This is a genomic window from Vibrio sp. TRT 2004 (assembly GCF_050113735.1).
In the GTDB taxonomy this organism is placed as follows: domain Bacteria; phylum Pseudomonadota; class Gammaproteobacteria; order Enterobacterales; family Vibrionaceae; genus Vibrio.
Genome location: NZ_JBNJOH010000021.1, coordinates 49,594 through 72,755 on the forward strand (window position 1 = coordinate 49,594; position 23,162 = coordinate 72,755).

A 23,162-nucleotide genomic window follows, 5' to 3' on the forward strand; every position below is an offset into this window, starting at 1 on the left:
TGTGCGCTAAACTAATCATCAATAGGGCGCAGATTCTACAGAAAGGTCGCACCTATGACAAGCCATATTTTGAAAAAATTGGCGAAAAGCTAATCGCCAATGAAAAGTGCCCAAATGATGCCCGTTAACCATGTATTAATCAACGTTTTTTAGTGTATTATTCAACGATTAAAGTAGATAAGAATACCTTACTAGTTCTAACCTCAGCCGGATTTACAATGGATTTTAAAGCTATCCAAGCACTCACCGCCGATGACATGGCAAAAGTGAACGAAACAATTCACGCTCAACTCAACTCTGATGTCTCTTTAATCAATCAACTTGGTTTCTACATCGTTAGTGGAGGCGGCAAACGTATCCGTCCATTACTTGCTGTTTTATCAGCACGAGCACTCGGTTATCAGGGAGAGGCTCACACCACTTCCGCAGCCTTTATTGAGTTCATTCACACCGCCACCCTACTTCATGACGATGTGGTCGATGAGTCTGATATGCGACGCGGCAAAGCAACGGCCAACGCTGCATTTGGTAACGCGGCGAGTGTGTTAGTTGGAGACTTTATTTACACTCGCTCATTCCAGATGATGACAGAACTGGGATCTTTGAAGATCCTCAAGCTGATGAGTGATGCGGTAAACGTGATTGCTGAGGGTGAAGTTCTACAACTAATGAACTGTAATGATCCCGACACGACTGAAGAAAGCTACATGCAAGTTATCTACTCGAAAACAGCACGTCTTTTTGAAGCCGCGACACAAATTGGTGCCATCCTCTGCGATGCACCCGCCGAAGTTGAACTGGCACTGCAAAACTACGGGAAATATCTAGGTACTGCATTCCAACTTATCGATGATGTTATGGATTACACCTCTGACGGTGAAGAGATGGGCAAAAATGTCGGTGACGACTTAGCCGAAGGTAAACCAACATTGCCTCTTTTATACGCAATGCAGCATGGCACGGCACAGCAAACCGCCATGATTCATGAAGCGATTGAAAAAGCCAATGGTATGGAGCGTCTTAACGACATTCTCGCAGCAATGGAAGAGACTGGTTCTTTGGAATACACCCGCCAAAAAGCTTATCAAGAAGCAGACAAAGCGATCGCGCAATTGGATGTGTTAGAAGAATCCGTTTACAAGCAGGCACTAATTACTCTCGCGCATATGTCGGTACACCGCACTAGCTAAGCACTCAATTGATTGAATCACAACAACGGGAACCTTACGGTTCCCGTTTTCTCTTGGTGACAAGAGTGTATCCCAGAGCAGCATAAACGAAGGTAAACTTGACTTGGTACTGCACATAACTTGTTTTGACCAAGCTTTTAGCAACACCTTACCCGCTTAATAAAACTAGCAGTATTCCTTATATAGTCATAACTAAAACAAATGATTTGCGATCCAGCCATTTTAAATCTGAAATGTTAAGTTGGTTTTTCATCTTTTCTAGACATAAAATCACGTAACAAGAGCGTCATCGCTTTGTCACCAATTCCTCATTGAAATGCAGCCTTATTGAAACTTCGCTTATCTATTCTCACAACGAATACAGCCGTAGAGAGAATAAAATGCAAACCTCTAGCCCATTTCGTCTACCAAAAAAAACGCCATTTCGCTTCGCCGAGTCCATCGCTGAATGGGCAACAGGACTAAGTAAACTCGAACGGTTTTATGCCCAACGCCCCGCAGGTTGTGATACCCAAGCATTTATCAGATTCACTCTCGAAGTGCTTGGTATTGATTATCATGTCAGCCATGGCACTAAAGGAGGAATTCCAGCTTCTGGCGCAACGGTGATCGTTGCAAACCACCCCCTTGGATGCGTAGAAGGGGTGATACTTGCTGAACTACTGCTCACCATTCGTCAAGATGTAAAAATTCTCGCCAATCAATATCTAAAAACGGTTCCTGAGCTCGATGAACTCTTTATTGGTGTCGATGTGTTTGCGGGTCATAGCGCTCAGAAAGCGAACTTAAAAGCACTTCGTCAAGCCCATCAGCATCTTGCGAATAATGGGCTAATCCTGCTGTTTCCCGCCGGTGAAGTTTCTCAACTCGTCGATAGTAAAGCGCAGCGCTTAGAAGACAAAGAGTGGAGCCGCTCTGTCAGCAGTTTAATCCGCAAATCAGGCGCTACCACAGTGCCAGTTTTTATCAATGGACAGAATTCAAAACGCTTCTATTTGGCGGGGAAGGTACATCCCCTACTTCGTACCTTAATGCTGGGCAGGGAACTGCTTAACAAGTCAACACAGACTATAAAGATCGCTATCGGTTCTGCGATTCAATACCGCGAAGTAAAAGGATTAACCGATGTTCAAATGACCAACTATTTGCGTCTCAATACATACCTGCTTCAACACTTAGTCCAATCTAAGTCTATCGATTCATCGTCATCGCAAAACGAGTTTCCCGTCGCTCAGCCTTTGCCGCTAAAAGATCTACTTGAAGATCTCGATAATCTGCCCAGTGATCATCGGCTACTTTCAAGTGGTGAACTCGATGTGTACTGCACCTTCTCAGAGAATATCCCTTCGCTACTGCATGAAATAGGCAGACTCAGAGAAACTAACTTTAGAAGAGCGGGTGAAGGTACAGGGCTAGCGTTGGATCTTGATCAGTTTGATCACTATTACCGTCATCTATTTGTTTGGGACAGAGAAAACCAATGCTTGGTCGGTGCTTATCGACTTGGATTAGTCGACGAAATTCTAAGTGCCATAGGGACTGAGGGTCTTTATTCCCGTACATTGTTTCATTACGACATGCCATTTATAGCCAGTATGGGCAAATCCATTGAGATGGGAAGATCCGTGATTGATCTACCGTATCAAAAAAGTATGACCGCTCTATTGCTACTATGGAAAGGTATCGCGACGTTCGTCTCTCACCATCCTGAATACACGCATCTGTTCGGCCCAGTCAGTATCAGCAACGATTATAGTGAACAGACCCGACAGTTGCTCGCCGAGTGTATGACATTACACTATTGTGATGCAGCAAAGGCAGAGCATGTCTCTCCATCGAACCCACTCCCTAAATCAGACAACAGTTGGAATACCAGCATGCTAACTGCGCTGGGGGATCTTCAACTCTTGGCTCGAGTCGTTGCTCGTATTGATCAAGGAAAGGGACTACCCGTTTTATTGCGCCAATACCTCGCCTTAAACGGCAAACTTATCTCTTTCAACGTTGATCCTGACTTCAACAATGCCTTGGATGGCTTAATCGTTGTCGATCTCAGACAAGTTGATAGTAAGACATTGGCGCGATATATGGGGCTTGAACAAGCTCAACACTATCTCAATTATCATCAAACCTCAGAATAGCTATCTAACGACTCAGTGCTGCGTGACACATGCAGCACTTTTGTCAGCGGAATTATTCTCTAAATAACCCCTTGCTTCCTATCATTTAGGTGCATATAAGCCCCTAACTCCACCACTACATTCTAATAATTATCTTTCATGTAGTCATACACTCCAATCCAAGTGCAATCCGACGAACAAAAATTAGATTGACGAAAAAATCAACAGAAGAAAAGCTAGCTCTAGACACACAAAACAACAAGGAAGTCGTATCGTTATGCTGCCAATAAAAATAACACTTCGTACAGTGCTCGCTGGAGTGCTGACGAGTTCATTAGCTCTAGGGTCATTTTCAAGTCTCGCCGCAGAGAAAGTCTACCGACTCACGCTCGCCGAAACATGGGGGCCAAATACTCCTATATTAGGCGATGCCACAAAAAACATGGCGAGGCTGGCAGATGAAATGTCTAATGGCAGACTACAAATTCGTATCGACTCTGCAAACAAACATAAAGCACCACTTGGCATTTTTGACTTAGTAAAATCAGGCCAATACGACTTAGGTCACTCGAGCTCTTATTACTGGAAAGGAAAAGTGCCCAATACACTTTACTTTTCTTCGATGCCTTTCGGTATGATTTCAACCGAGCAGTATGCTTGGTTTTACCGTGGTGGCGGTATGGAGTTAATGGAAAAAGTCTATGCACCACATAACCTATTGTCGTTTCCAGGTGGCAACTCCGACATTCAAATGGGCGGTTGGTTTAAAAAAGAGATTAATTCAGTAGAAGATTTACAAGGGCTTAAGATTCGTATTCCGGGCTTTGCCGGCGAAGTCATGGCAAAAGTTGGCGCTGCGCCAACAAACATTGCTCCGGGGGAACTTTATACATCACTTGAACGCGGAACCATCGATGCACTTGAATGGGTAGGACCCGCGTTTGATCTACGTATGGGATTTCAAAAAATTGCTCCCTACTATTACACCGCGTGGCATGAACCAGGATCCGAAACACAATTCCTAGTCAACAAGAAGACTTGGGACAAGCTTCCTAAAGATCTGCAAACCATTCTCGAAACGGCATTTCGTGTCAGTGCGTTTGATATGTATACCCAAGCGGTAGATGCGAACGCAAATAGCTGGGCAACTATGAGTGCAGAGTATCCTGATATAAAAGTGAGGGATTTCCCACCTGAAGTACTTCATGCAATGCAAGCTGCTACATCTGAACTACTCGCAGAGCAAGCCGAAAAAGATGTGTTAGCTAAAGAAATTATCGAATCTCAAAAGCAATACTTAGCTAAAGTGCGTGCGTGGACAGATATCTCATCAAAAGCCTATCTAGATAGCACGCAATAATCCTATCGGGCAGAGACTTACTCTGCCCCTCTTTTCATACCAGACCAAGTCCAGTTCATATCGACACTCAGGCTTTTGTTAATTGTTACTTTGCTACAAAAACAACGAAATTAGACATGGATCACTATTTGATTGAATTTCACACAGATATCAATTGAGACAAACATCACATTAAGTAACAAATCCCGAAAAAATCATACTCATTAAGAGATCTAAATCACATTCAATCACAGCCATGACATTTAATTATTGAGATGTAAAACATTAAAATGTTATTGACAATTTTGTATCTTTGAATTTGTAGCAAAATTACATTGTCAGAAAGGGTAATAGGTCACTAAAAAAAGGGTTGATATAGGCGAATTTAGAGAGGGATATCACAAAAAACCCGTTGTCAGTTCTAAAAGAAAGTTGTGTGGTAAATTGATTAGGTACTAAGCAATCAAGCGGTTTTGGCGAACCGTACTACTACAATATTCATCAGAACATCAAACGGGGAACTCCTATGATATCACCAGATGCGAAGATCAAGATACAAAATTTTGGTCGTTTTCTGTCTAATATGGTAATGCCTAACATTGGCGCGTTTATCGCGTGGGGCTTTATTACCGCACTATTTATCCCAACAGGCTGGCTGCCAAATGAGACACTAGCATCCATGGTTGGGCCTATGATTACCTATCTCCTGCCATTACTGATCGGCTATACCGGCGGTAAGTTAATTGGTGGAGAACGAGGAGCTGTTGTCGGCGCAATCACCACTATGGGTGTGATTGTCGGCACAGACATCCCAATGTTCATGGGCGCTATGATGGTTGGTCCACTCGGTGGCTGGGCAATCAAAAAATTCGACAACTACATTGACGGTAAAGTGAAAAGTGGTTTTGAGATGTTGGTAAACAACTTCTCAGCGGGCATCATCGGCATGATTTGCGCCATTCTTGCTTATCTATTTATCGGTCCGTTTGTCAAAGTTCTATCCGGTGGCCTAGCGGCTGGCGTAAACTTCTTGGTGTCAGCACACCTTCTACCTTTGACCTCCATTTTTGTTGAACCCGCGAAGATCTTATTCCTTAACAACGCCATTAACCACGGTATCTTCTCACCACTGGGGATCCAGCAAGCATCAGAAGCAGGACAATCTATTTTCTTCCTGATCGAAGCTAACCCAGGTCCTGGTTTAGGAATTCTGCTTGCGTACATGGTGTTTGGTAAAGGAACCGCACGACAAACAGCCGGTGGTGCTTCGATTATCCATTTCTTTGGCGGTATTCATGAGATCTACTTCCCGTACATTCTAATGAATCCACGCTTAATTCTTGCAGCAATTGCAGGTGGTATGACAGGTGTCTTCGTTCTTGTGATGTTCAATGCAGGAATTGTATCTCCGGCTTCTCCTGGTTCTATCTTCGCGATTTTACTGATGACACAAAAAGCTTCCATTGTTGGCGTACTGGCCTCAATTGCCGCTGCAACCGGCGTATCATTTGCTGTAGCAGCCGTGCTAATGAAGACACAAACATCAACAGAGGAAGACGGTGATGAGGCTGCGCTAGAAAAAGCAACATCACAGATGAAAGATATGAAAGCGGCATCTAAATCAAATGGTGCTGCACACAGCCAAAGCAAAGGCAATACAGAACTTGCCGATGTAAAAAGCATCGTAGTGGCATGTGACGCAGGTATGGGCTCCAGCGCGATGGGGGCAAGTATGTTGCGTAAAAAAGTTCAATCCGCGGGTCTCAACATCAGCGTTACCAATCTTGCTATCAACAGCTTAACAGAGAGTGCCGATATCGTGATTACTCACAAAGATTTGACCGATCGAGCTCGTAAACACGCACCAAATGCACAACACATTTCATTGACTAACTTTCTAGACAGCGAAATGTACAACCAGCTAGTCATGAAGCTGCTTGCAGCACAGAAACAATCGGCAGCGAACGATGACAAACTTACCAAAGTCTCTGTACTTGCTGCTAACGATGATAACTATGAACCACAGCAGCCATCAGTATTCCAGATTGAACGTAAAAACATTCATTTAGGTTTACAAGCGAACAGCAAAGAGGAAGCAATTCGTTTTGCGGGAAACAAACTCGTGGAACTGGGTTACGCAGAACCCGAATACGTTGACGCGATGTTTGAGCGTGAAGCGCTTGCACCCACTTATCTTGGTGAGTCAATTGCAGTACCACACGGTACGGTTGAAGCAAAAGACCGCGTGAAGAAAACAGGCATCGTTATCTGCCAATACCCCGCAGGTATCCAATTTACAGAAGACGACGAAGATATCGCCAAACTTGTTATCGGCATTGCAGCCAAAAACGACGAACACATTCAAGTCATTACCACCATCACAAACGCGCTTGATGAGCCTGAAGCAATTGAAAAACTGACAAGCACTAAGGACATAGAAGAAATTCTCACCATCCTTGGCGGTCAACAAGCAGCCTAATTGCTTCTTATATTTTGCTCCTGAGCAAACTGAGGTCAGCTGTCACCCCCTATGCGGTTGACCTCAACCTAGATTCGATTTCGTCTAATTTTAGATTTTGGCAGGTAAGTATTATGAAAAACGCAGTCCATTTTGGTGCAGGCAACATTGGTCGTGGCTTCATTGGTAAATTGCTGGCAGATGCAGACGTAGAAGTCACTTTTGCTGACGTTGACGTCCCTTTGGTAGATCAACTTAGTCATAAGCAAGAATATAAAGTCAAAGTTGTTGGTACAGAGTGCAAAATTGACACAGTAACTCATGTCACCGCAGTGAACTCGGCGAGTGAAGAGGTGATTGATCGTATTGTTAAAACCGACTTGGTGACAACGGCGGTTGGACCAAATGTACTAGACATCATTGCCAAAACCATTGCGGCAGGTATTACTAAACGTTTTGCCGTTAATAACGACAAGCCACTCAACATCATCGCATGTGAAAACATGATCCGAGGTACGACTCACTTAAAAGGCCAGGTATACAAGCATCTCGATGCATCGCTTCATTCGAAGGCTGATGAGCTAGTCGGATTTGTAGACTCGGCTGTCGATCGCATTGTTCCACCAGCGGAAGCAGCGAATGACGACCCACTCGAAGTGACGGTGGAAAGTTTCAGTGAATGGATCGTCGATGAGCAGCAGTTCAAAGGAGAAATTCCTGATATTTCAGGCATGGAGAAAACCGATAACCTAATGGCGTTTGTAGAACGAAAATTATTTACGCTCAATACAGGTCATTGCGTCACCGCCTACTTAGGCTGCCTTAAAGGTCATCGCACAATCCGCGAAGCGATAGAAGATCCCGAAATTTACGCCGATGTTAAACAAGCAATGCGTGAGAGTGGTGAAGTCCTCATTCGTCGTTATGGTTTTGCCCCAGACATGCACAACGCATACATAGAAAAGATCCTCAGCCGCTTTGCTAACCCTTATTTAGTCGATGAAGTGGATCGCGTTGGAAGACAACCTCTTCGTAAATTAGGGGCAAACGATAGATTAGTGAAGCCATTACTGGGTACAATCGAGTATGGCACTGAAAATAAAACGCTTTTAAAAGGAATTGCAGCTGCACTTAAATACCATAACAGCGATGATCCGCAGGCCGTTGAGTTGCAAAAGAGCCTAAATGAGTTAGGCGTTAGTAAAACGCTGGCTCTCTACACTGGCTTAAAAGAACACAGTAAAGAAGTCACCAAGATCAAAGCGATCTTCGAGACACTATAACGACAATAAACTAGGGGGAGTTAAACCTCCCCTTTACAACAAAGTAATTAGTTCAGTATATGGCAGAGAAAATTAGTGAAACTGAAATAATAGAGCGACTCAATAGCGCCCCTTCGGTGCGTGGCTTTTTCATTGCTGCCGTAGATGTATTTGACGAGTCAATTGACGCGCTAATACAGAGAATCTTCCAAAAAGATAACTTTGCGGTGCAATCTGTTGTGGGTCCCTTACTGCATGATTCCGGCCCACTAGGTAATCTGTCGGTACGTTTAAAACTACTCTATGGTCTAGGTGTACTTCCCGATAACGTCTACCACGACATTGAAGACATTATCAAAATCAAAAATACGCTCAATAGCGATGCCACCGACTACGATTTTACTGATCCAACCATCCTAGCGCCGATAAAAAAACTCAATTTGGTTCAAACTATGGGAATGGTTCAATTAGAGGTTTCAGAGCCAGATGGCGATATCGATTTAGAGTTTTACCAGCTTCAGCTTCAACGCCAGCAACAGATTATTAAATCAGGGCTTTCTTTGGCGATTGTTGCAATCTGCAATGAACTCGGTAAAGAGAGCCCATTCTAACGCCCATTAGGCTTTTCCTATCTCAGCTCATGCCATCGAAAGCGGTCTCCTATCGATTTGTAAGCTCGTAAAATAGTGATTTGTAATAAACAGCAACGTTAGATACAAAAACGCCTGCGTCATCGCAGGCGTTAAATGAAAGTTAATCGATGAGTGCTAAGCAATAATACCTGCCACCTCACGTACCAGTTTCGCCAAATCATCCCACTGCTCGTTATCAATGAGATCACCAGGAACCATCCAAGTACCGCCACAAGCTAAAACAGACGATATCGATAGGTAGTCTTTTACATTATTTGGGCTAACACCACCTGTAGGAATAAATTTCACTGGGTAGACAGCAGATAACGCTTTAAGCATAGCGACACCTCCTGAAGGCTCCGCAGGGAAAAACTTCAGGGTGCGTAAACCCATTTCCATCGCCTGTTCAACCAAGCTTGGGTTGTTAACGCCAGGGACAATCATTACGTTGCGCTGTTGACAGTATCTTACCGTCGTTGGGTTGAAACCTGGGCTAACAATAAAGTCGACACCCGCATCAATCGCATCATCGACTTGCGCACTTGTTAACACGGTTCCCGCACCAATTAGCATCTCTGGATAAGCTTCACGCATGTTTTTGATCGCCAATGCCGCATCTTCTGTACGGAAAGTGACTTCTGCACACGGAAGACCATTCTCAATGAGTACCTGTGCCAGTTTAACCGCTTTGCCAGCATCTTTGATTGCGATGACAGGGACGACTTTAATTTCTGCAAGTTGTTGGTTAAGATCTTTCATTTCAGGTTCCTTAAATAATTGGCATCGCTTGGCTTGGCTTGGAATAATCGCACCACGATGTTGAATAACAGTACCAGCCACTTTGTGCCCAGCAAGCGCAGACTCGGCAAGGTCTACACCTAATAATTCGTTTGCTAGATAACCAGCGCTAAAATAGATCATTTGATACTGGCAGAGATCTTTGACCAATGATAGTAACGCTCGCTCACGCAGCCAAAACTTTGCCGCAGAGTCATTGCAAAACAACAAACGCCCACACCTTTCAAGTTTAACCTTGGGTCAGATAGCAAAAACTCGATAGATTCTGAGCGTAGAAAATAAAAAATGGTAGCGTTCCGGCCAGAACGCTACCATTAATGAAACCATTTCTGCGGTTCGAAAAACCGTTATTCCACCGTTACCGCTTTGGCTAGGTTACGGGGTTGGTCAACATCAGTACCTTTGATCAGAGCCACGTAGTATGACAGCAACTGCATCGGGATGGTGTAGTAGATTGGTGCGGTAATGTCACTAACGTGAGGCATAGTGATGATCTTCATTGTCTCATCCGCTTCAAAACCTGCGTCTGCGTCAGCAAATACATACAGTAGACCACCACGAGCTCGGACTTCTTCTACGTTCGACTTTAGTTTCTCAAGTAGATCATTGCTTGGTGCAACCACAACAACTGGCATATCAGCATCAATCAATGCCAAAGGACCATGTTTCAATTCACCTGCCGCATAAGCTTCAGCATGAATGTAAGAAATCTCTTTAAGTTTAAGAGAAGCTTCCATCGCAATTGGGTAGAACTCACCTCGGCCAAGGAACAGAGTATGGTGCTTGTCAGCGAAGTCGGTCGCCAATTCCTCAATGTCTTTTTCAAAGGAAAGCGCTGCGTTGATTTGTTTTGGTAACGCATGCAATGCTTCTACGATCTCTTTCTCTTTTTCTTTAGTGATACGGCCTTGTTGCTTGCCCAAAGCAGTGACTAGCATAAGTAACGCAGATAGCTGAGTAGTGAACGCTTTCGTTGAAGCGACACCAATTTCTACCCCTGCGCGAGTCATAAACGCAAAATCTGATTCACGTACTAGCGATGAACCCGCTACGTTACAAATGGTCATTGCCGCCATGTAACCTTTCTCTTTTGCTAGGCGAAGAGCAGCAAGGGTATCCGCCGTTTCACCAGATTGAGACAAGGTAATCAGCAAGCTGTTTGGACGAGTGACAAACTTACGGTAACGGAACTCTGATGCAATTTCTACATCGCAGCTTACGCCAGCAATATCTTCAAACCAGTAACGAGCAGTCATACCAGCATTGTATGACGTACCACAGGCTACAATTTGGATATGCTCGACTTTGCTTAAGATCTCTGCAGCATTGACCCCAATAGATTCCGTTACGACCGAATCTGAAGTGATACGTCCTTCCATGGTGTTGATTAAAGCGGTCGGCTGTTCGTAGATCTCTTTTTGCATAAAGTGACGATACTGACCTTTATCACCCGCATCATGCTCTGCATTGGACTCAATGATTTCACGCTCAACACGTTCACCACTCTCATCAAACACAGTCACCTCACGGCGGGTAATTTCAGCTACGTCACCTTCCTCAAGGTACATAAAGCGACGAGTTACGTTAAGCAGTGCCAGTTGGTCTGAAGCTAGGAAATTTTCGCCTACACCAAAACCAATGACGATTGGGCTGCCTGAACGCGCAACCACAATACGAGAAGGATCTTTACGATCCAAAGCCACGGTACCGTATGCACCATGCAGCTGCTGAGCCGTTTTTTGAAACGCTTCGAGTAACGATTGCGAGGTACGTAGCTCCCATTCGACTAGATGAGCAATAACTTCTGTATCTGTTTGAGACTCAAATACGTAACCACGTGATTTCAATAATTCACGTAACTCTTCATGGTTTTCAATAATACCATTGTGCACAACGGCAATATCACCTGACATATGAGGGTGTGCATTGATCTCTGAAGGCTCGCCATGAGTTGCCCAACGTGTATGGGCAATCCCTGTACCACCAATAACTTGCGCTGCATCTACAGCATCAGCAAGTTCTTGTACTTTACCTAAACGGCGCAGACGAGTCAGATTAGAATTGCTATCAACAATCGCAACCCCCGCTGAATCGTAGCCACGGTACTCTAAGCGACGTAAGCCTTCGACTAAGATTTCTGCAACATCTCGCTGTGCTACCGCACCGACGATTCCACACATAGTTCAACTCCCTTGTGTTTGTTCCGATTGGCAGCAAGCAAAGGCCATATTCGGAGAGTTAAGTTTTATAAATTTGGTATTTTGGTTAGGCGCAAACCACTTTCACGCCATGAGATTCAATTTTTTCTTTAAACTCTGGGTTTAAGTCTTTGTTTGTAATCAATATGTCAATCACATCCCAAGCCAGTTCTAGGTTAGGGATCTTGCGACCAATCTTTTCTGATTCCACCATAACAATGACTTCCCGCGATACTTCAGCCATAACTTTACTCAGGCCAACCAACTCATTGAACGTAGTTGTACCACGCTCGAGATCGACACCATCCGCTCCAATAAACAATTGGTCAAAGTCATATGATCGTAGAACAGATTCTGCCACCTGCCCCTGAAACGACTCTGAATGTGCATCCCAAGTGCCCCCCGTCATTAGCAAAGTCGGCTCACTTTCAAGTTCATTAAGTGCATTCGCAACATTGAGTGAGTTGGTCATCACGATAAGCCCTCTCATCCCATCAAGCTGCTTGATTAACGCCCCTGTAGTGCTACCACTATCGATGACAATACGGTTATGCTCTCGAATCAACTTTGCGGCGGCTTGAGCCAACTCATTCTTTCGAACCGAAACATTTTCACTCATTTCATCGCTAACGACTTCTTTCGGTAATGCTATCGCACCACCATAGCGACGAAGTAGCTGCCCATTCTTTTCCAAAGAAGCCAGATCCTTTCTGATCGTTACCTCAGATGTTTCAAACTGAATAGATAGAGCTTCGACACTGACTTCTCCTTTTTCATTTACAAGGTTAGAAATCGCATGCCTTCTTAGCTGTGTGTTTCGTTTCGACATTTAATCTTTGCCTTCAAGTTTCGAAGTGAAAGCAATTATAGTCAAATCGAAAGATTCAAGTCCATTTATTTCGATCCAAAAAATTAATAAATAGCGCAAAAACCTTGTCCTAAGACAATTCTTAACCAGTGATATTGAAATGATTCGGTGGTAGAATTCGCACCCGAAAAGAAAATAAATTACAGAAATGACCGTTATTTTTTTGCAACCTAACGAATATATCCTAGTGTTGTCACAGAAATACGGCCTAAAATCCCAACCAGTTGGTCATAAAATGACTAAACTTGGTGAAAGACTTTCAGTTCTGGAGCCGACATAAACCACTACCGTGTTGATAAGTTGGCAGGCACAAAATGCCTCAACACCTGTAGTTGCTTCAGACCAATAACCGACTTTCAAATTGTAAATCTATCGACCGGAGAGAATCTTCCATGAAAAAGACCAAAATCGTATGTACGATTGGCCCTAAAACTGAATCTGTAGAGAAGCTAACTGAACTAGTAAATGCAGGCATGAACGTTATGCGTCTTAACTTCTCTCACGGTGACTACGAAGAGCACGGCACTCGTATCGCGAACTTCCGTAAAGTAATGGAAGAGACTGGCAAACCACTTGCTATCCTTCTAGACACTAAAGGTCCTGAAATCCGTACTATCAAACTAGAAAACGGCGACGACGTTGATCTAGTAGCTGGTCAAGAGTTCACTTTCACAACTGACATTTCAGTTGTTGGTAACAAAGACAAAGTAGCAGTAACTTACGCTGGTTTTGCAGCTGACCTAAATGTTGGCAACACTATCCTAGTAGACGACGGTCTAATCGAAATGGAAGTTGTTGCAACGACTGACACCGAAGTTAAGTGTAAAGTTCTTAACAACGGTGCACTAGGTGAAAACAAAGGTGTTAACCTTCCAGGCGTATCTGTAAACCTACCAGCTCTATCTGAAAAAGATAAAAACGACCTGAAATTCGGTTGTGAGCAAGGCGTTGATTTCGTTGCTGCATCATTCATCCGTAAAGCGTCTGACGTTCAAGAGATCCGTGAAGTACTCGCTGCAAATGGCGGTGAAAACATCCACATCATCTCTAAGATCGAAAACCAAGAAGGTGTTGATAACTTCGACGAGATCCTAGAGCTTTCTGACGGTATCATGGTTGCTCGTGGTGACCTAGGTGTTGAAATCCCAGCTGAAGAAGTAATCTTCGCTCAGAAGATGATGATCGAGAAGTGTAACCGTGCTCGTAAGATGGTTATCACTGCGACTCAAATGCTTGATTCCATGATCAACAACCCACGTCCTACTCGTGCAGAAGCTGGCGACGTAGCTAACGCAGTTATGGACGGCACAGATGCAGTAATGCTTTCTGGTGAAACAGCGAAAGGTAAGTACCCAGTTGAAGCGGTAACTATCATGGCTCAAATCGCGAACCGCACTGATTCAGCTCTAAAAGCTGAGCTAGGTTCTCGTCTAGACAGCCCACGTCTACGTATCACTGAAGCGGTATGTAAAGGTGCTGTAGATACAGCTGAAAAACTAGCTGCACCACTAATCGTTGTTGCAACTGAAGGTGGTAAGTCTGCACGTTCAGTACGTAAGTACTTCCCAACTGCAAACATCCTAGCTCTAACAACTAACACTAAGACAGCTGCTCAGCTAGTTCTAACTAAAGGTGTTACTCCAGTTGTTGTTGATTCAATCGATAGCACTGACGCATTCTACGTAGCGGGTAAAGAACTTGCTCTAGAATCAGGCCTAGGTAACAAAGGTGATATCGTTGTGATGGTTTCTGGTGCTCTAGTTGCGTCAGGCACAACTAACACAGCTTCTGTACACGTTCTATAATCAGAGCGTTTACTGAAATAGAAAAAGAGGGCTTTAGCCCTCTTTTTTATTTTCTGTTTGATGACTTACCATTAATTGAACAGCAGTAATAGCGTTAGTCGAGTTTATAAATCACGTCTACTCGATCGCGAATGACGATTTGGGAATCCTGATAGCCATTGGACTCAACCTTCGCATCCATTGCCATTGTTCTCATTAAAACCGGCTGTTGCCCCGACATGTTGTAGTCAATACGCCACACACCTTTCAGTTCTTTGCCAAATCCCTCAGCCAAAGATTCAGCCTTACTATTGGCATCTTTAATCGCCGCTAAACGGGCCTTCTGCTGATATTGTTCCTGATCTTTAACTTGCAGCTGAATATTGTCGACTTGGTTGATCCCTGAGTTCAATGCAAGATCCAAATATTGGTTGAGATCCTCTAGGTGTTCAACGGTAACCGTAATACTACGCGACGCTTTATAGCCAACCAATTCTGGTTTGCCCTTTTTAGGATAGTGGTATTGCGGAGTTATATAGAGGTTAGAACTGGTGATATGCTTACTCTCCACCCCTTCTTTACTCAACGCGCCTAAGAATTCCGATACAACTTGATCAACTGACTGCTTAGCTTGTTCCGCGGTCATGGTTGATTCAACAACCTTAACCGAAAACTGAGCCATGTCTGGCGTCGCAATCACTTCGCCATATCCGGTTGTTTCAAGATGTGGGAAGTCAGGGGAATTGGCCGCTGCACCAAAGCTCAGCATGGCGACGGACAATGATGCAATAACAGAAGAAACAGCTTTCATACTAATTTACCATGTGGACTTAACTGCATACATCATAGGTAACGAACTCATTTTGACCAAGCCACCTCCGTTGATCTGACAAAGAATTAACCAAATCTATTTCGGTAGTTGTTGATGGCTATAGCCAACAATAGCCTGCGTTATCTCCTTGAGCAGACCTGTTTCTAACTGCCAGTGATGCCAGTAAATCTGAAAACTCAGAATAAAGTTAGGCATGAGATCGATTAAGCTCCCTTGTTCCAGTTCTTCACTAATTTGCAGACGCGGTATTAAGCAATATGCCACTCCCAGCAGGGCCAACTTAACGAATGCTTCTGAGCTGGCTACTTGATGGTGAGTGATGCTTTCGGGAGACAAGTTAAAATGCTGCTTGAGAAACATTTGATGCATCTCATCGTATTGATCAAATGAGACGGCAGGTGCGCGTTTCAAGGCCTCTCGGGTGACACCACTGGTAAAGTAACGCTGTGCAAACTCTGGATTGGCAACGCATACATAGTCCATCCGTCCAAGATACTCGGCGTAGCAACCTGAAATGGGCTCAGACTCCCAGCTAATCGCACCTGTCACTTCACCTTTCTTTAGCTTATCTAAAGTTCGATCTTCGCCATAAACGGCCAGATTAAATTCAACATTGCGTTGTTTCATGATGGGAGTCAGAGCTGGCAACAACCAAGTAGCCAAACTGTCAGCATTGGTTGCAATAGAGATCTGAACAGGGCGTAAATTCTCTTGATTGGTTAATTCGGGTAACACCTCGCTTTCCAATAGCTGTACTCGATGATACAACCCCATCAACTTCTTTCCTGCTGTCGTTAGCCTAGGTGGCTGCTCGCGAATCAGAACCGATTTAGCTAGGAACTTCTCTAACTGTTTTACCCTCTGAGATACGGCAGATTGTGAGATACATAACTGCTGGGCAGCACGCTCAAAGCTTCCTTGGTTAACAACCGCTTCAAGGGCCTCAACCCATTTGTAATCTAAACCTCTCATAACAATCCTTATAACAACGCTTCTCAATCAAAAATTAGCAAAACTTATCATTCATTAAAATCATTAATTTCACTTATATCTCTATCTCTCCTATTTTATTCACTCTCACCATCATAGGAACGAAGGAGTAAAAACGGTGAATTTCTGGCTGGTATTACAAGGGTTTGGCTTGGGCGCAAGTATGATCATTCCGATAGGCGCTCAAAATGCTTATGTTCTTAATCAAGGAATAAAGCGCCATCACCATCTGACAACCGCAACAATCTGTAGTTTGTTGGATGCATTTTTTATTTCACTTGGCATATTCGGTGGCGGTGCGCTACTTGCAAGTAATACCGCACTGCTAACGACAGTGACCCTTGGTGGGATTGTATTTTTGACCGTTTACGGCCTACTATCTCTCAAAAGTGCATTTAATCAGACGGCTGACCAAGGAGTCAGCTCAAACCTTATCAAATCGAGCGGCAGAAAAGCGGTGATTATTGGCGCACTTGCTGTCACGGTTTTAAATCCACACCTTTACTTAGATACCGTGGTCATTTTAGGGTCGATTGGCGGACAATTTGAAGGTAGCGACAGATTAGCTTTCGCGGTAGGTACGATTCTCGCTTCGTTCGTTTGGTTTTATTCCCTCTCTGTCGGTGCAGCGAAATTGGCTCCAACACTGTCTAAACCAAAAGTAAGAAGAGCGATCGATATCGGCGTTGCTCTGATGATGTTTATCATCGCGGGCATACTAGCGAACGAACTGAACTTCTAGCACAAAGGAAATAGCGATGAACAAATTGGATGAGATTTATCAGTTCAACATCTCGCTCCTCAAACATTTAGGGATAGAGTTTCGCCAGTGGCAACATCAACCTATTCTCGATTTTGCCACCGATGTCATCGTAGCTGAAAAGCTTGGCTGGACAGGTACACATAGCAAGAGCCTGTTTTTAAAACTAAAAGGCGGCGGTTTTGCTTTATACCTTACACACAAAGATAGACGTCTCGACAGTAAAGCCATTAAAGCCTTGCTTGGTAAACGCCCTTCAATTTGTAGCGATGAGGAAATGACGTCGCAGTTGGGGTGTTTACCGGGGGCCGTCTGTCCATTTGGTATCCCTGAACAAATACCCATAGTCGTCGACAAGGATTTATATCAAACCGGTGAGATTCTCTACACCCCAGCTCACCCAGAATTAACCATTGGTTTTGCTGCACACTTACTGCCTATGATTCTCAATAAACTTAGCAATCCTATATATGAACTCACCACTTAGCAGGCTGATAGGAATAAAAAAAGCGAGGCTAATGCCTCGCTTCTAGGTAATTATTGCACTCGATTAAGCGTCAACTTTATTCAAATGCACATCCATTTGTGGGAATGGGATTTCAATACCTGCTTCATCCAACGCTTCTTTGATTGCCTGAGTAGAATCGAAGTACACGTCCCAGTAATCCGCAGTTTTACACCATGGACGAACCACAAAGTTCACTGAAGAATCAGCAAGCGCTAAAACACCAATGGTCATGCCTGGATCTTTCAAAATACGCGCATCTTTCTCAAGAGCTTCACGGATCACTTGCTTAGTTTGTTTAAGATCTGATTTGTAAGAAACACCGATAACCAAATCCACACGACGTGTCTCATGGCGTGAATAGTTGGTAATTGGGCTACCGATAACGCCAGAGTTAGGAACAACGACCATTTTGTTGTCAGGCGTTTTTAACACTGTTTGGAAGATCTGAATCGCTTCTACGCTACCCGCAACACCACCAATTTCCACATAGTCACCAGACTTAAATGGACGGAATGCAACGATAAGTACACCTGCCGCAAAGTTAGACAGTGAACCTTGTAGAGCAAGACCAACAGCAAGACCGGCAGCACCGATAACAGCAACGACAGATGCGGTTTGAACACCAACTCGGCCTAACGCTGCAATAAGTACAATAACAAATAGCAGGTAACGAACTAAACCGTGGACAAACTCAACAACCGCTTTGTCCATATCTTTCTTTTCTAATACTTTAGAAACGCTGTTCGCTACTGCTTTAACGATGATATTACCGATAAACAGGATCAGAACCGCTGAAATGATATTCACACCGTACTGAACCAATAAATCAGAATTACTTGTTAGCCACTTTTCTGCTTGGCTTAAACCATCAACTAGGGGAGTTTCGATCCCCGCTGATTCACCTGCCATATATGTATCCTCAAAAAATTTATGATTCTATGAACCAAACTGCTATAGATTATTAATCAACAATGACATCTCTAATACATTTGCTGAAGCAATGTCAGTTTTTCGGCACGATATCACTTTTGACTATGTAAAAAGTCAAGTTTTTGCAAAGAGAGCGAAAACAAAGGCTTACCAGAAAAATCTGACAAGCCTTTACAAGGTTACGCAAAGAGATCAACTTTCGCCAGAATTTTTATTGAGACAACCCTACTTATGCTTTGAAGTTATGCATAAATAAAAAAGCCGCTCATTGAGCGGCTTTTTCAACATAAGCTTGTTAGACGAATTATAGTACGTCTACTGCGTTTAGGTCAGCAAAAGCTTTTTCTAGACGAGCGACCATTGAAGCCTGACCTGCACGTAGCCATACGCGTGGATCGTAGTACTTCTTGTTTGGTGCATCTTCGCCAGTTGGGTTACCGATTTGACCTTGTAGGTATTCACGGTTTTCAGCTTCATACTTACGGATGCCATCCCAAGTTGCCCACTGTGTATCAGTATCGATGTTCATTTTGATAACACCGTAGCCGATAGATTCTTGGATCTCAGCTTCAGTAGAACCAGAACCACCGTGGAATACGAAGTTTAGAGCGTTTGGTGCAATACCGAACTTCTCTGCACAGTATGCTTGAGAATCACGTAGGATAGTTGGAGTTAGAACAACGTTACCTGGCTTGTATACGCCGTGTACGTTACCGAAAGATGCTGCGATAGTGAAACGGTGGCTAACTGCGCTTAGTTTCTCGTACGCGTAAGCAACGTCTTCTGGTGAAGTGTAAAGCTCAGAAGCGTCCATGTGAGAGTTATCAACACCGTCTTCTTCACCACCAGTACAACCAAGTTCGATCTCGATTGTCATACCCATTTTAGCCATGCGCTCTAGGTACTTAGCACATGTTTCGATGTTCTCTTCTAGAGACTCTTCAGAAAGGTCTAGCATGTGAGAAGAGAATAGAGGCTTACCAGTTTGAGCGAAGTACTCTTCACCAGCGTCTAGTAGACCGTCGATCCATGGAAGAAGTTTCTTAGCAGCGTGGTCAGTGTGTAGAATCACTGGCACACCGTAAGCTTCAGCTACAGCGTGTACGTATTTCGCGCCAGCTACAGCACCAAGGATTTGAGCACCTTGACCTTCAAGTTTAACGCCTTTACCAGCGAAGAAAGCTGCACCGCCGTTAGAGAACTGAACAACAACTGGAGCTTTCACTTTAGCTGCCGCTTCTAGTACTGCGTTTACAGAGTCAGTACCAACAACGTTTACTGCTGGTAGAGCGAAGTTGTTTTCTTTTGCAACTTCAAAAACTTTCTGTACGTCATCGCCAGAGATTACACCTGGTTTTACGAAATCGAAGATCTTAGACATGGATTTAATCCTATTTATCTGTCGTTTTAAAAATAAAACTTGTTAAGTTTAAATTCTTGCAAACGTTTGCTCACAACTCGCGCTATTCTAGCAAAGAAGTGTGATGTGCAGCAAACAAGAAAGCGGGAGATTAACTCCCCCGCTTTCACTTAATTACTTAGCACGCTCTTCAAGCATCGCTACAGCTGGAAGTACTTTACCTTCCACGAATTCAAGGAATGCGCCGCCGCCAGTAGAGATGTAAGAAACGTCAGCCTTGATACCGAACTTGTCGATAGCCGCTAGCGTGTCACCACCACCAGCTACAGAGAAACCTGCAGACTGAGCGATTGCTTCAGAGATACCTTTAGTACCCGCTTCGAAGTTCTTAAACTCGAATACGCCTACAGGACCATTCCATAGAATCGTTTTTGCGTTAGCGATGATTTCAGCTAGAGCAGCTGTTGAATCAGGACCAAGGTCGAAAATCATGTCGTCATCAGAAACTTCAGATACGTGCTTGATTTCAGCTTCTGCGTTTTCATCAAATGCTTTCGCACATGCAACATCAGTTGCAACTGGAATAGAACACTCTTTCATTAGTTTTTGAGCCGTTTCAACTAGGTCAGCTTCGTATAGAGACTTACCAACATTGTGGCCAGCTGCTGCAATAAATGTGTTTGCAATACCACCACCAACAACAAGTTGGTCAGCAACTTTAGATAGAGATTCAAGAACGGTTAGTTTAGTAGAAACTTTAGAACCACCAACGATAGCAACAAGTGGACGCTCTGGGTTGTCCATTGCTTTACCTAGAGCTTCAAGTTCAGCAGCTAAAAGAGGACCAGCACATGCTACAGGAGCGTTCATACCTACACCGTGTGTAGAAGCTTGAGCACGGTGAGCAGTACCAAATGCGTCCATTACGAAGATGTCACAAAGTGCAGCGTATTTCTTAGATAGCTCTTCTTCGTTCTTCTTCTCGCCTTTGTTAAAACGAACGTTTTCAAGAACAACAAGCTCACCAGTGTTTAGCTCTAGGCCATCAAGGTAATCTTTTGCTAGTTTAACTTCGCAATCTAGAGCGTCGTTTAGGTAGTTAACTACAGGTTGTAGAGAGAACTCTTCTGCGTATTCACCTTCAGTTGGACGACCTAGGTGAGAAGTAACCATAACTTTAGCGCCTGCTTCTAGACAGTGCTTGATAGTTGGTAGAGATGCTAGGATACGTGCATCAGAAGTCACTTTGCCTTCTTTTACTGGTACGTTTAGGTCCGCACGGATAAATACACGTTTACCTGCTAGATCCAGGTCAGTCATCTTGATTACAGACATGATGTGTCCTCTCAAATATTAAATAAGTAAAGTTTTTCAGTCACCCGGCAACCCTGCCAAGCTCAATAATTCTTCAAACTGGTTTTGATATGGAGATACTTCATATTTATTTCAAGGGTAAAAATAAATATTTCTCCTTGCCGCAAACTACATTTATCCCCTAGATAGTTGGCGTTGCAGCGTCAAATATGACGGGGAGCGGCTTGCATTGCGAGCGCAGTATCCAGCATACGATTCGCAAAGCCCCATTCGTTGTCACACCAAACAAGCATCTTAACTAGATGGCCGTTACTAACTCGAGTCTGTGTACCATCGACAATCGCGCTATGGGGATCATGATTAAAGTCGATAGAAACGAGCGGCGCTTCAGTATAGTCAACAATGCCCTGTAATGTACACTGAGATGCGTTAACAATGGTTTGATTTACGTCATTAACTTTCACATTTGTATTAATTGTGACACTTAAATCCATTGCAGTAACGTTAACTGTCGGTACTCGTACTGAAATTGCCTCGAATTTGTTAGAAAATTTCGGGAATATTCTTTCAATTCCTTTATGCAACTTAGTGTCCACTGGAATGATCGATTGACTTGCAGCACGCGTGCGACGCAGATCCGAGTGGTAAGCATCGATAACTTGCTGATCGTTCATTGAGGAATGAATGGTGGTGATGGTTCCGGATTCTATCTCAAATGCATCATCGAGCGCTTTGATAATCGGCACAATACAGTTTGTGGTACAAGAGCCATTCGACACTATCTTGTCGTCAGCTTTGAGAGTTTGGTGGTTCACCCCATAAATAATGGTATTGTCGAGATCATTAGCACCAGGATGAGAGAAAAGAACTTTCTTCGCCCCTGCTTTTAAATGCTCTTGACCGTCAGCTTGAGAACCAAACACACCGGTACAGTCTAAAACCAGATCAACCTCTAAATCACGCCAAGGTAATAGCTCAATCTCACTTAGATGAAGGATACGAATAGAGTCAAACTCTCCACTTTCATGGTGAATATAGATATGCTCTTGGTCATTGGTTACTTTTTTGCCAAAACGACCATGACTTGTATCGTACTGCAGTAGGTGTGCCATAGCATCAGGTTGTGCCAACTCATTCACAGCGACGACTTTAATCTGCTGGCTTTTGCCACTTTCATATACTGCTCGCAGTACATTACGACCGATACGTCCAAATCCATTGATCGCAACTCTAAGCATGATTCCTTCGCCTTACATGATTTTCGTGTCACAAATAGTAACCGATAGCTATCAAAAGCGCATTAAGTTAGTGATATGGAGCGAGCTTTTCCACATATTCACATGACATCATATCTCAGCATTTTATATCATGGAGATGGATAAATTATTCCTATTGGCTGTTTTTCTTCAACTTTCATCAACCAAAGGAAATGATTATGTCTGGTTACCCAGCGAAACACTTTTGCCAACAATGTTCAAAAGAGACACCTCATAGCGAAGTTTTGGTGAGGAAGCCAAGCCGTTACGATAATGACCCTTCTTTACTAGGCAAAGTCAAACTTCTCCTTCATAGCTTCATCAATGGTGGACACTACTACGACATGGACAGATACGTAACGTGTAAAGAGTGTGGTCACAAGCAGCTAGACAACTGGGGTAAAGAGTTTGAATAGGCACAAGCATTCGTGATAGAAAAAAACCGAGCCAATGGCTCGGTTTTTGTTATTTGTTGCAACTGTATGCTTACGCTAGCAATTCTTTTGCTGTGTTTACTACGTTTTCAGTAGTGAAACCAAACATCTTGAACAGTTGGTCAGCTG

Annotated in this window: 19 protein-coding genes; 10 read left to right on the plus strand and 9 right to left on the minus strand. The window is 43.7% G+C overall.

Going from position 1 to position 23,162, the window contains the following annotated elements; genetic code table 11:
* Nucleotides 1–218 precede the first annotated feature (218 nt).
* The 6 genes from ispB to ACQEXR_RS10590 all read left to right on the plus strand — a co-directional run bounded on the left by ispB (nucleotide 219) and on the right by ACQEXR_RS10590 (nucleotide 8,980).
* The gene (gene ispB, locus ACQEXR_RS10565; protein ID WP_138970718.1) at nucleotides 219–1,190 is read left to right on the plus strand and encodes an octaprenyl diphosphate synthase; all 972 of its coding nucleotides are present in this window, start codon (nucleotides 219–221) and stop codon (nucleotides 1,188–1,190) included.
* A gap of 380 nt (nucleotides 1,191–1,570) precedes the next feature.
* Nucleotides 1,571–3,331, plus strand: coding sequence for a lysophospholipid acyltransferase family protein (locus tag ACQEXR_RS10570; RefSeq protein ID WP_427020305.1), 1,761 nt, complete (start codon nucleotides 1,571–1,573; stop codon nucleotides 3,329–3,331).
* 256 nt (nucleotides 3,332–3,587) lie between these two features.
* Entirely contained in the window at nucleotides 3,588–4,670 is a 1,083-nt protein-coding gene (locus ACQEXR_RS10575; RefSeq protein WP_331418192.1) for a TRAP transporter substrate-binding protein, read from the plus strand.
* Between the two features lie 505 nt (nucleotides 4,671–5,175).
* A complete protein-coding gene (locus tag ACQEXR_RS10580; RefSeq protein WP_427020306.1) occupies nucleotides 5,176–7,128 on the plus strand; it encodes a PTS mannitol transporter subunit IICBA in 1,953 nt (650 codons plus the stop codon).
* A 113-nt stretch (nucleotides 7,129–7,241) separates the two neighbouring features.
* A complete protein-coding gene (locus ACQEXR_RS10585) occupies nucleotides 7,242–8,390 on the plus strand; it encodes a mannitol-1-phosphate 5-dehydrogenase (RefSeq protein WP_427020307.1) in 1,149 nt (382 codons plus the stop codon).
* 59 nt (nucleotides 8,391–8,449) lie between these two features.
* On the plus strand, nucleotides 8,450–8,980 hold the full coding sequence (locus tag ACQEXR_RS10590; RefSeq protein WP_138970713.1) for an MltR family transcriptional regulator: 531 nt from the start codon (nucleotides 8,450–8,452) through the stop codon (nucleotides 8,978–8,980).
* Between the two features lie 156 nt (nucleotides 8,981–9,136).
* Here the strand turns inward: ACQEXR_RS10590 and ACQEXR_RS10595 are convergent, their stop codons facing one another.
* The 3 genes from ACQEXR_RS10595 to ACQEXR_RS10605 all read right to left on the minus strand — a co-directional run bounded on the left by ACQEXR_RS10595 (nucleotide 9,137) and on the right by ACQEXR_RS10605 (nucleotide 12,826).
* The gene (locus ACQEXR_RS10595) at nucleotides 9,137–9,760 is read right to left on the minus strand and encodes a bifunctional 4-hydroxy-2-oxoglutarate aldolase/2-dehydro-3-deoxy-phosphogluconate aldolase (protein WP_427020310.1); all 624 of its coding nucleotides are present in this window, start codon (nucleotides 9,758–9,760) and stop codon (nucleotides 9,137–9,139) included.
* Between the two features lie 386 nt (nucleotides 9,761–10,146).
* Nucleotides 10,147–11,979 carry a glutamine--fructose-6-phosphate transaminase (isomerizing) gene (glmS, locus tag ACQEXR_RS10600; RefSeq protein ID WP_426952936.1) on the minus strand — a complete coding sequence of 611 codons (1,833 nt, stop codon included), beginning with the start codon at nucleotides 11,977–11,979 and terminating at the stop codon, nucleotides 10,147–10,149.
* Nucleotides 11,980–12,064: 85 nt separating this feature from the next.
* Nucleotides 12,065–12,826 (minus strand): DeoR/GlpR family DNA-binding transcription regulator, encoded by a 762-nt coding sequence (locus ACQEXR_RS10605; RefSeq protein WP_138970705.1) that lies wholly within the window; start codon nucleotides 12,824–12,826, stop codon nucleotides 12,065–12,067.
* A gap of 431 nt (nucleotides 12,827–13,257) precedes the next feature.
* Here ACQEXR_RS10605 and pykF point away from each other — a divergent pair, with 431 nt between their 5' ends.
* Nucleotides 13,258–14,670: a pyruvate kinase PykF gene (pykF, locus tag ACQEXR_RS10610; RefSeq protein ID WP_269377533.1), complete on the plus strand. Its 1,413-nt coding sequence runs from the start codon at nucleotides 13,258–13,260 to the stop codon at nucleotides 14,668–14,670.
* A gap of 94 nt (nucleotides 14,671–14,764) precedes the next feature.
* On the opposite strand, the gene ACQEXR_RS10615 is transcribed toward pykF, so the two are convergent.
* Together ACQEXR_RS10615 and ACQEXR_RS10620 are read right to left on the minus strand one after the other, a co-directional pair.
* Nucleotides 14,765–15,460, minus strand: a complete 696-nt coding sequence (locus tag ACQEXR_RS10615; RefSeq protein WP_426952935.1) for an oxidative stress defense protein — start codon at nucleotides 15,458–15,460, stop codon at nucleotides 14,765–14,767.
* A 96-nt stretch (nucleotides 15,461–15,556) separates the two neighbouring features.
* On the minus strand, nucleotides 15,557–16,453 hold the full coding sequence (locus tag ACQEXR_RS10620) for a LysR family transcriptional regulator ArgP (protein ID WP_331428267.1): 897 nt from the start codon (nucleotides 16,451–16,453) through the stop codon (nucleotides 15,557–15,559).
* Between the two features lie 136 nt (nucleotides 16,454–16,589).
* Here ACQEXR_RS10620 and ACQEXR_RS10625 point away from each other — a divergent pair, with 136 nt between their 5' ends.
* Both ACQEXR_RS10625 and ACQEXR_RS10630 read left to right on the plus strand, forming a co-directional pair.
* Nucleotides 16,590–17,213 (plus strand): LysE/ArgO family amino acid transporter, encoded by a 624-nt coding sequence (locus ACQEXR_RS10625; protein ID WP_426952934.1) that lies wholly within the window; start codon nucleotides 16,590–16,592, stop codon nucleotides 17,211–17,213.
* A 16-nt stretch (nucleotides 17,214–17,229) separates the two neighbouring features.
* Nucleotides 17,230–17,718, plus strand: coding sequence for a YbaK/EbsC family protein (locus ACQEXR_RS10630; RefSeq protein ID WP_427020308.1), 489 nt, complete (start codon nucleotides 17,230–17,232; stop codon nucleotides 17,716–17,718).
* 63 nt (nucleotides 17,719–17,781) lie between these two features.
* Here the strand turns inward: ACQEXR_RS10630 and mscS are convergent, their stop codons facing one another.
* The 4 genes from mscS to epd all read right to left on the minus strand — a co-directional run bounded on the left by mscS (nucleotide 17,782) and on the right by epd (nucleotide 22,581).
* Nucleotides 17,782–18,648, minus strand: a complete 867-nt coding sequence (gene mscS / locus ACQEXR_RS10635) for a small-conductance mechanosensitive channel MscS (RefSeq protein ID WP_427020309.1) — start codon at nucleotides 18,646–18,648, stop codon at nucleotides 17,782–17,784.
* Between the two features lie 325 nt (nucleotides 18,649–18,973).
* On the minus strand, nucleotides 18,974–20,050 hold the full coding sequence (gene fbaA / locus ACQEXR_RS10640) for a class II fructose-bisphosphate aldolase (RefSeq protein WP_138970699.1): 1,077 nt from the start codon (nucleotides 20,048–20,050) through the stop codon (nucleotides 18,974–18,976).
* 153 nt (nucleotides 20,051–20,203) lie between these two features.
* Complete coding sequence (locus ACQEXR_RS10645) at nucleotides 20,204–21,364, minus strand: phosphoglycerate kinase (RefSeq protein ID WP_269377539.1); 1,161 nt, start codon at nucleotides 21,362–21,364, stop codon at nucleotides 20,204–20,206.
* Nucleotides 21,365–21,546: 182 nt separating this feature from the next.
* Nucleotides 21,547–22,581, minus strand: a complete 1,035-nt coding sequence (gene epd / locus ACQEXR_RS10650) for an erythrose-4-phosphate dehydrogenase (RefSeq protein ID WP_138970697.1) — start codon at nucleotides 22,579–22,581, stop codon at nucleotides 21,547–21,549.
* A 197-nt stretch (nucleotides 22,582–22,778) separates the two neighbouring features.
* On the opposite strand from epd, the gene ACQEXR_RS10655 reads away from it, so the two are divergent.
* A complete protein-coding gene (locus tag ACQEXR_RS10655) occupies nucleotides 22,779–23,015 on the plus strand; it encodes a hypothetical protein (protein ID WP_138970696.1) in 237 nt (78 codons plus the stop codon).
* The last annotated feature ends 147 nt before the right edge of the window (nucleotides 23,016–23,162 follow it).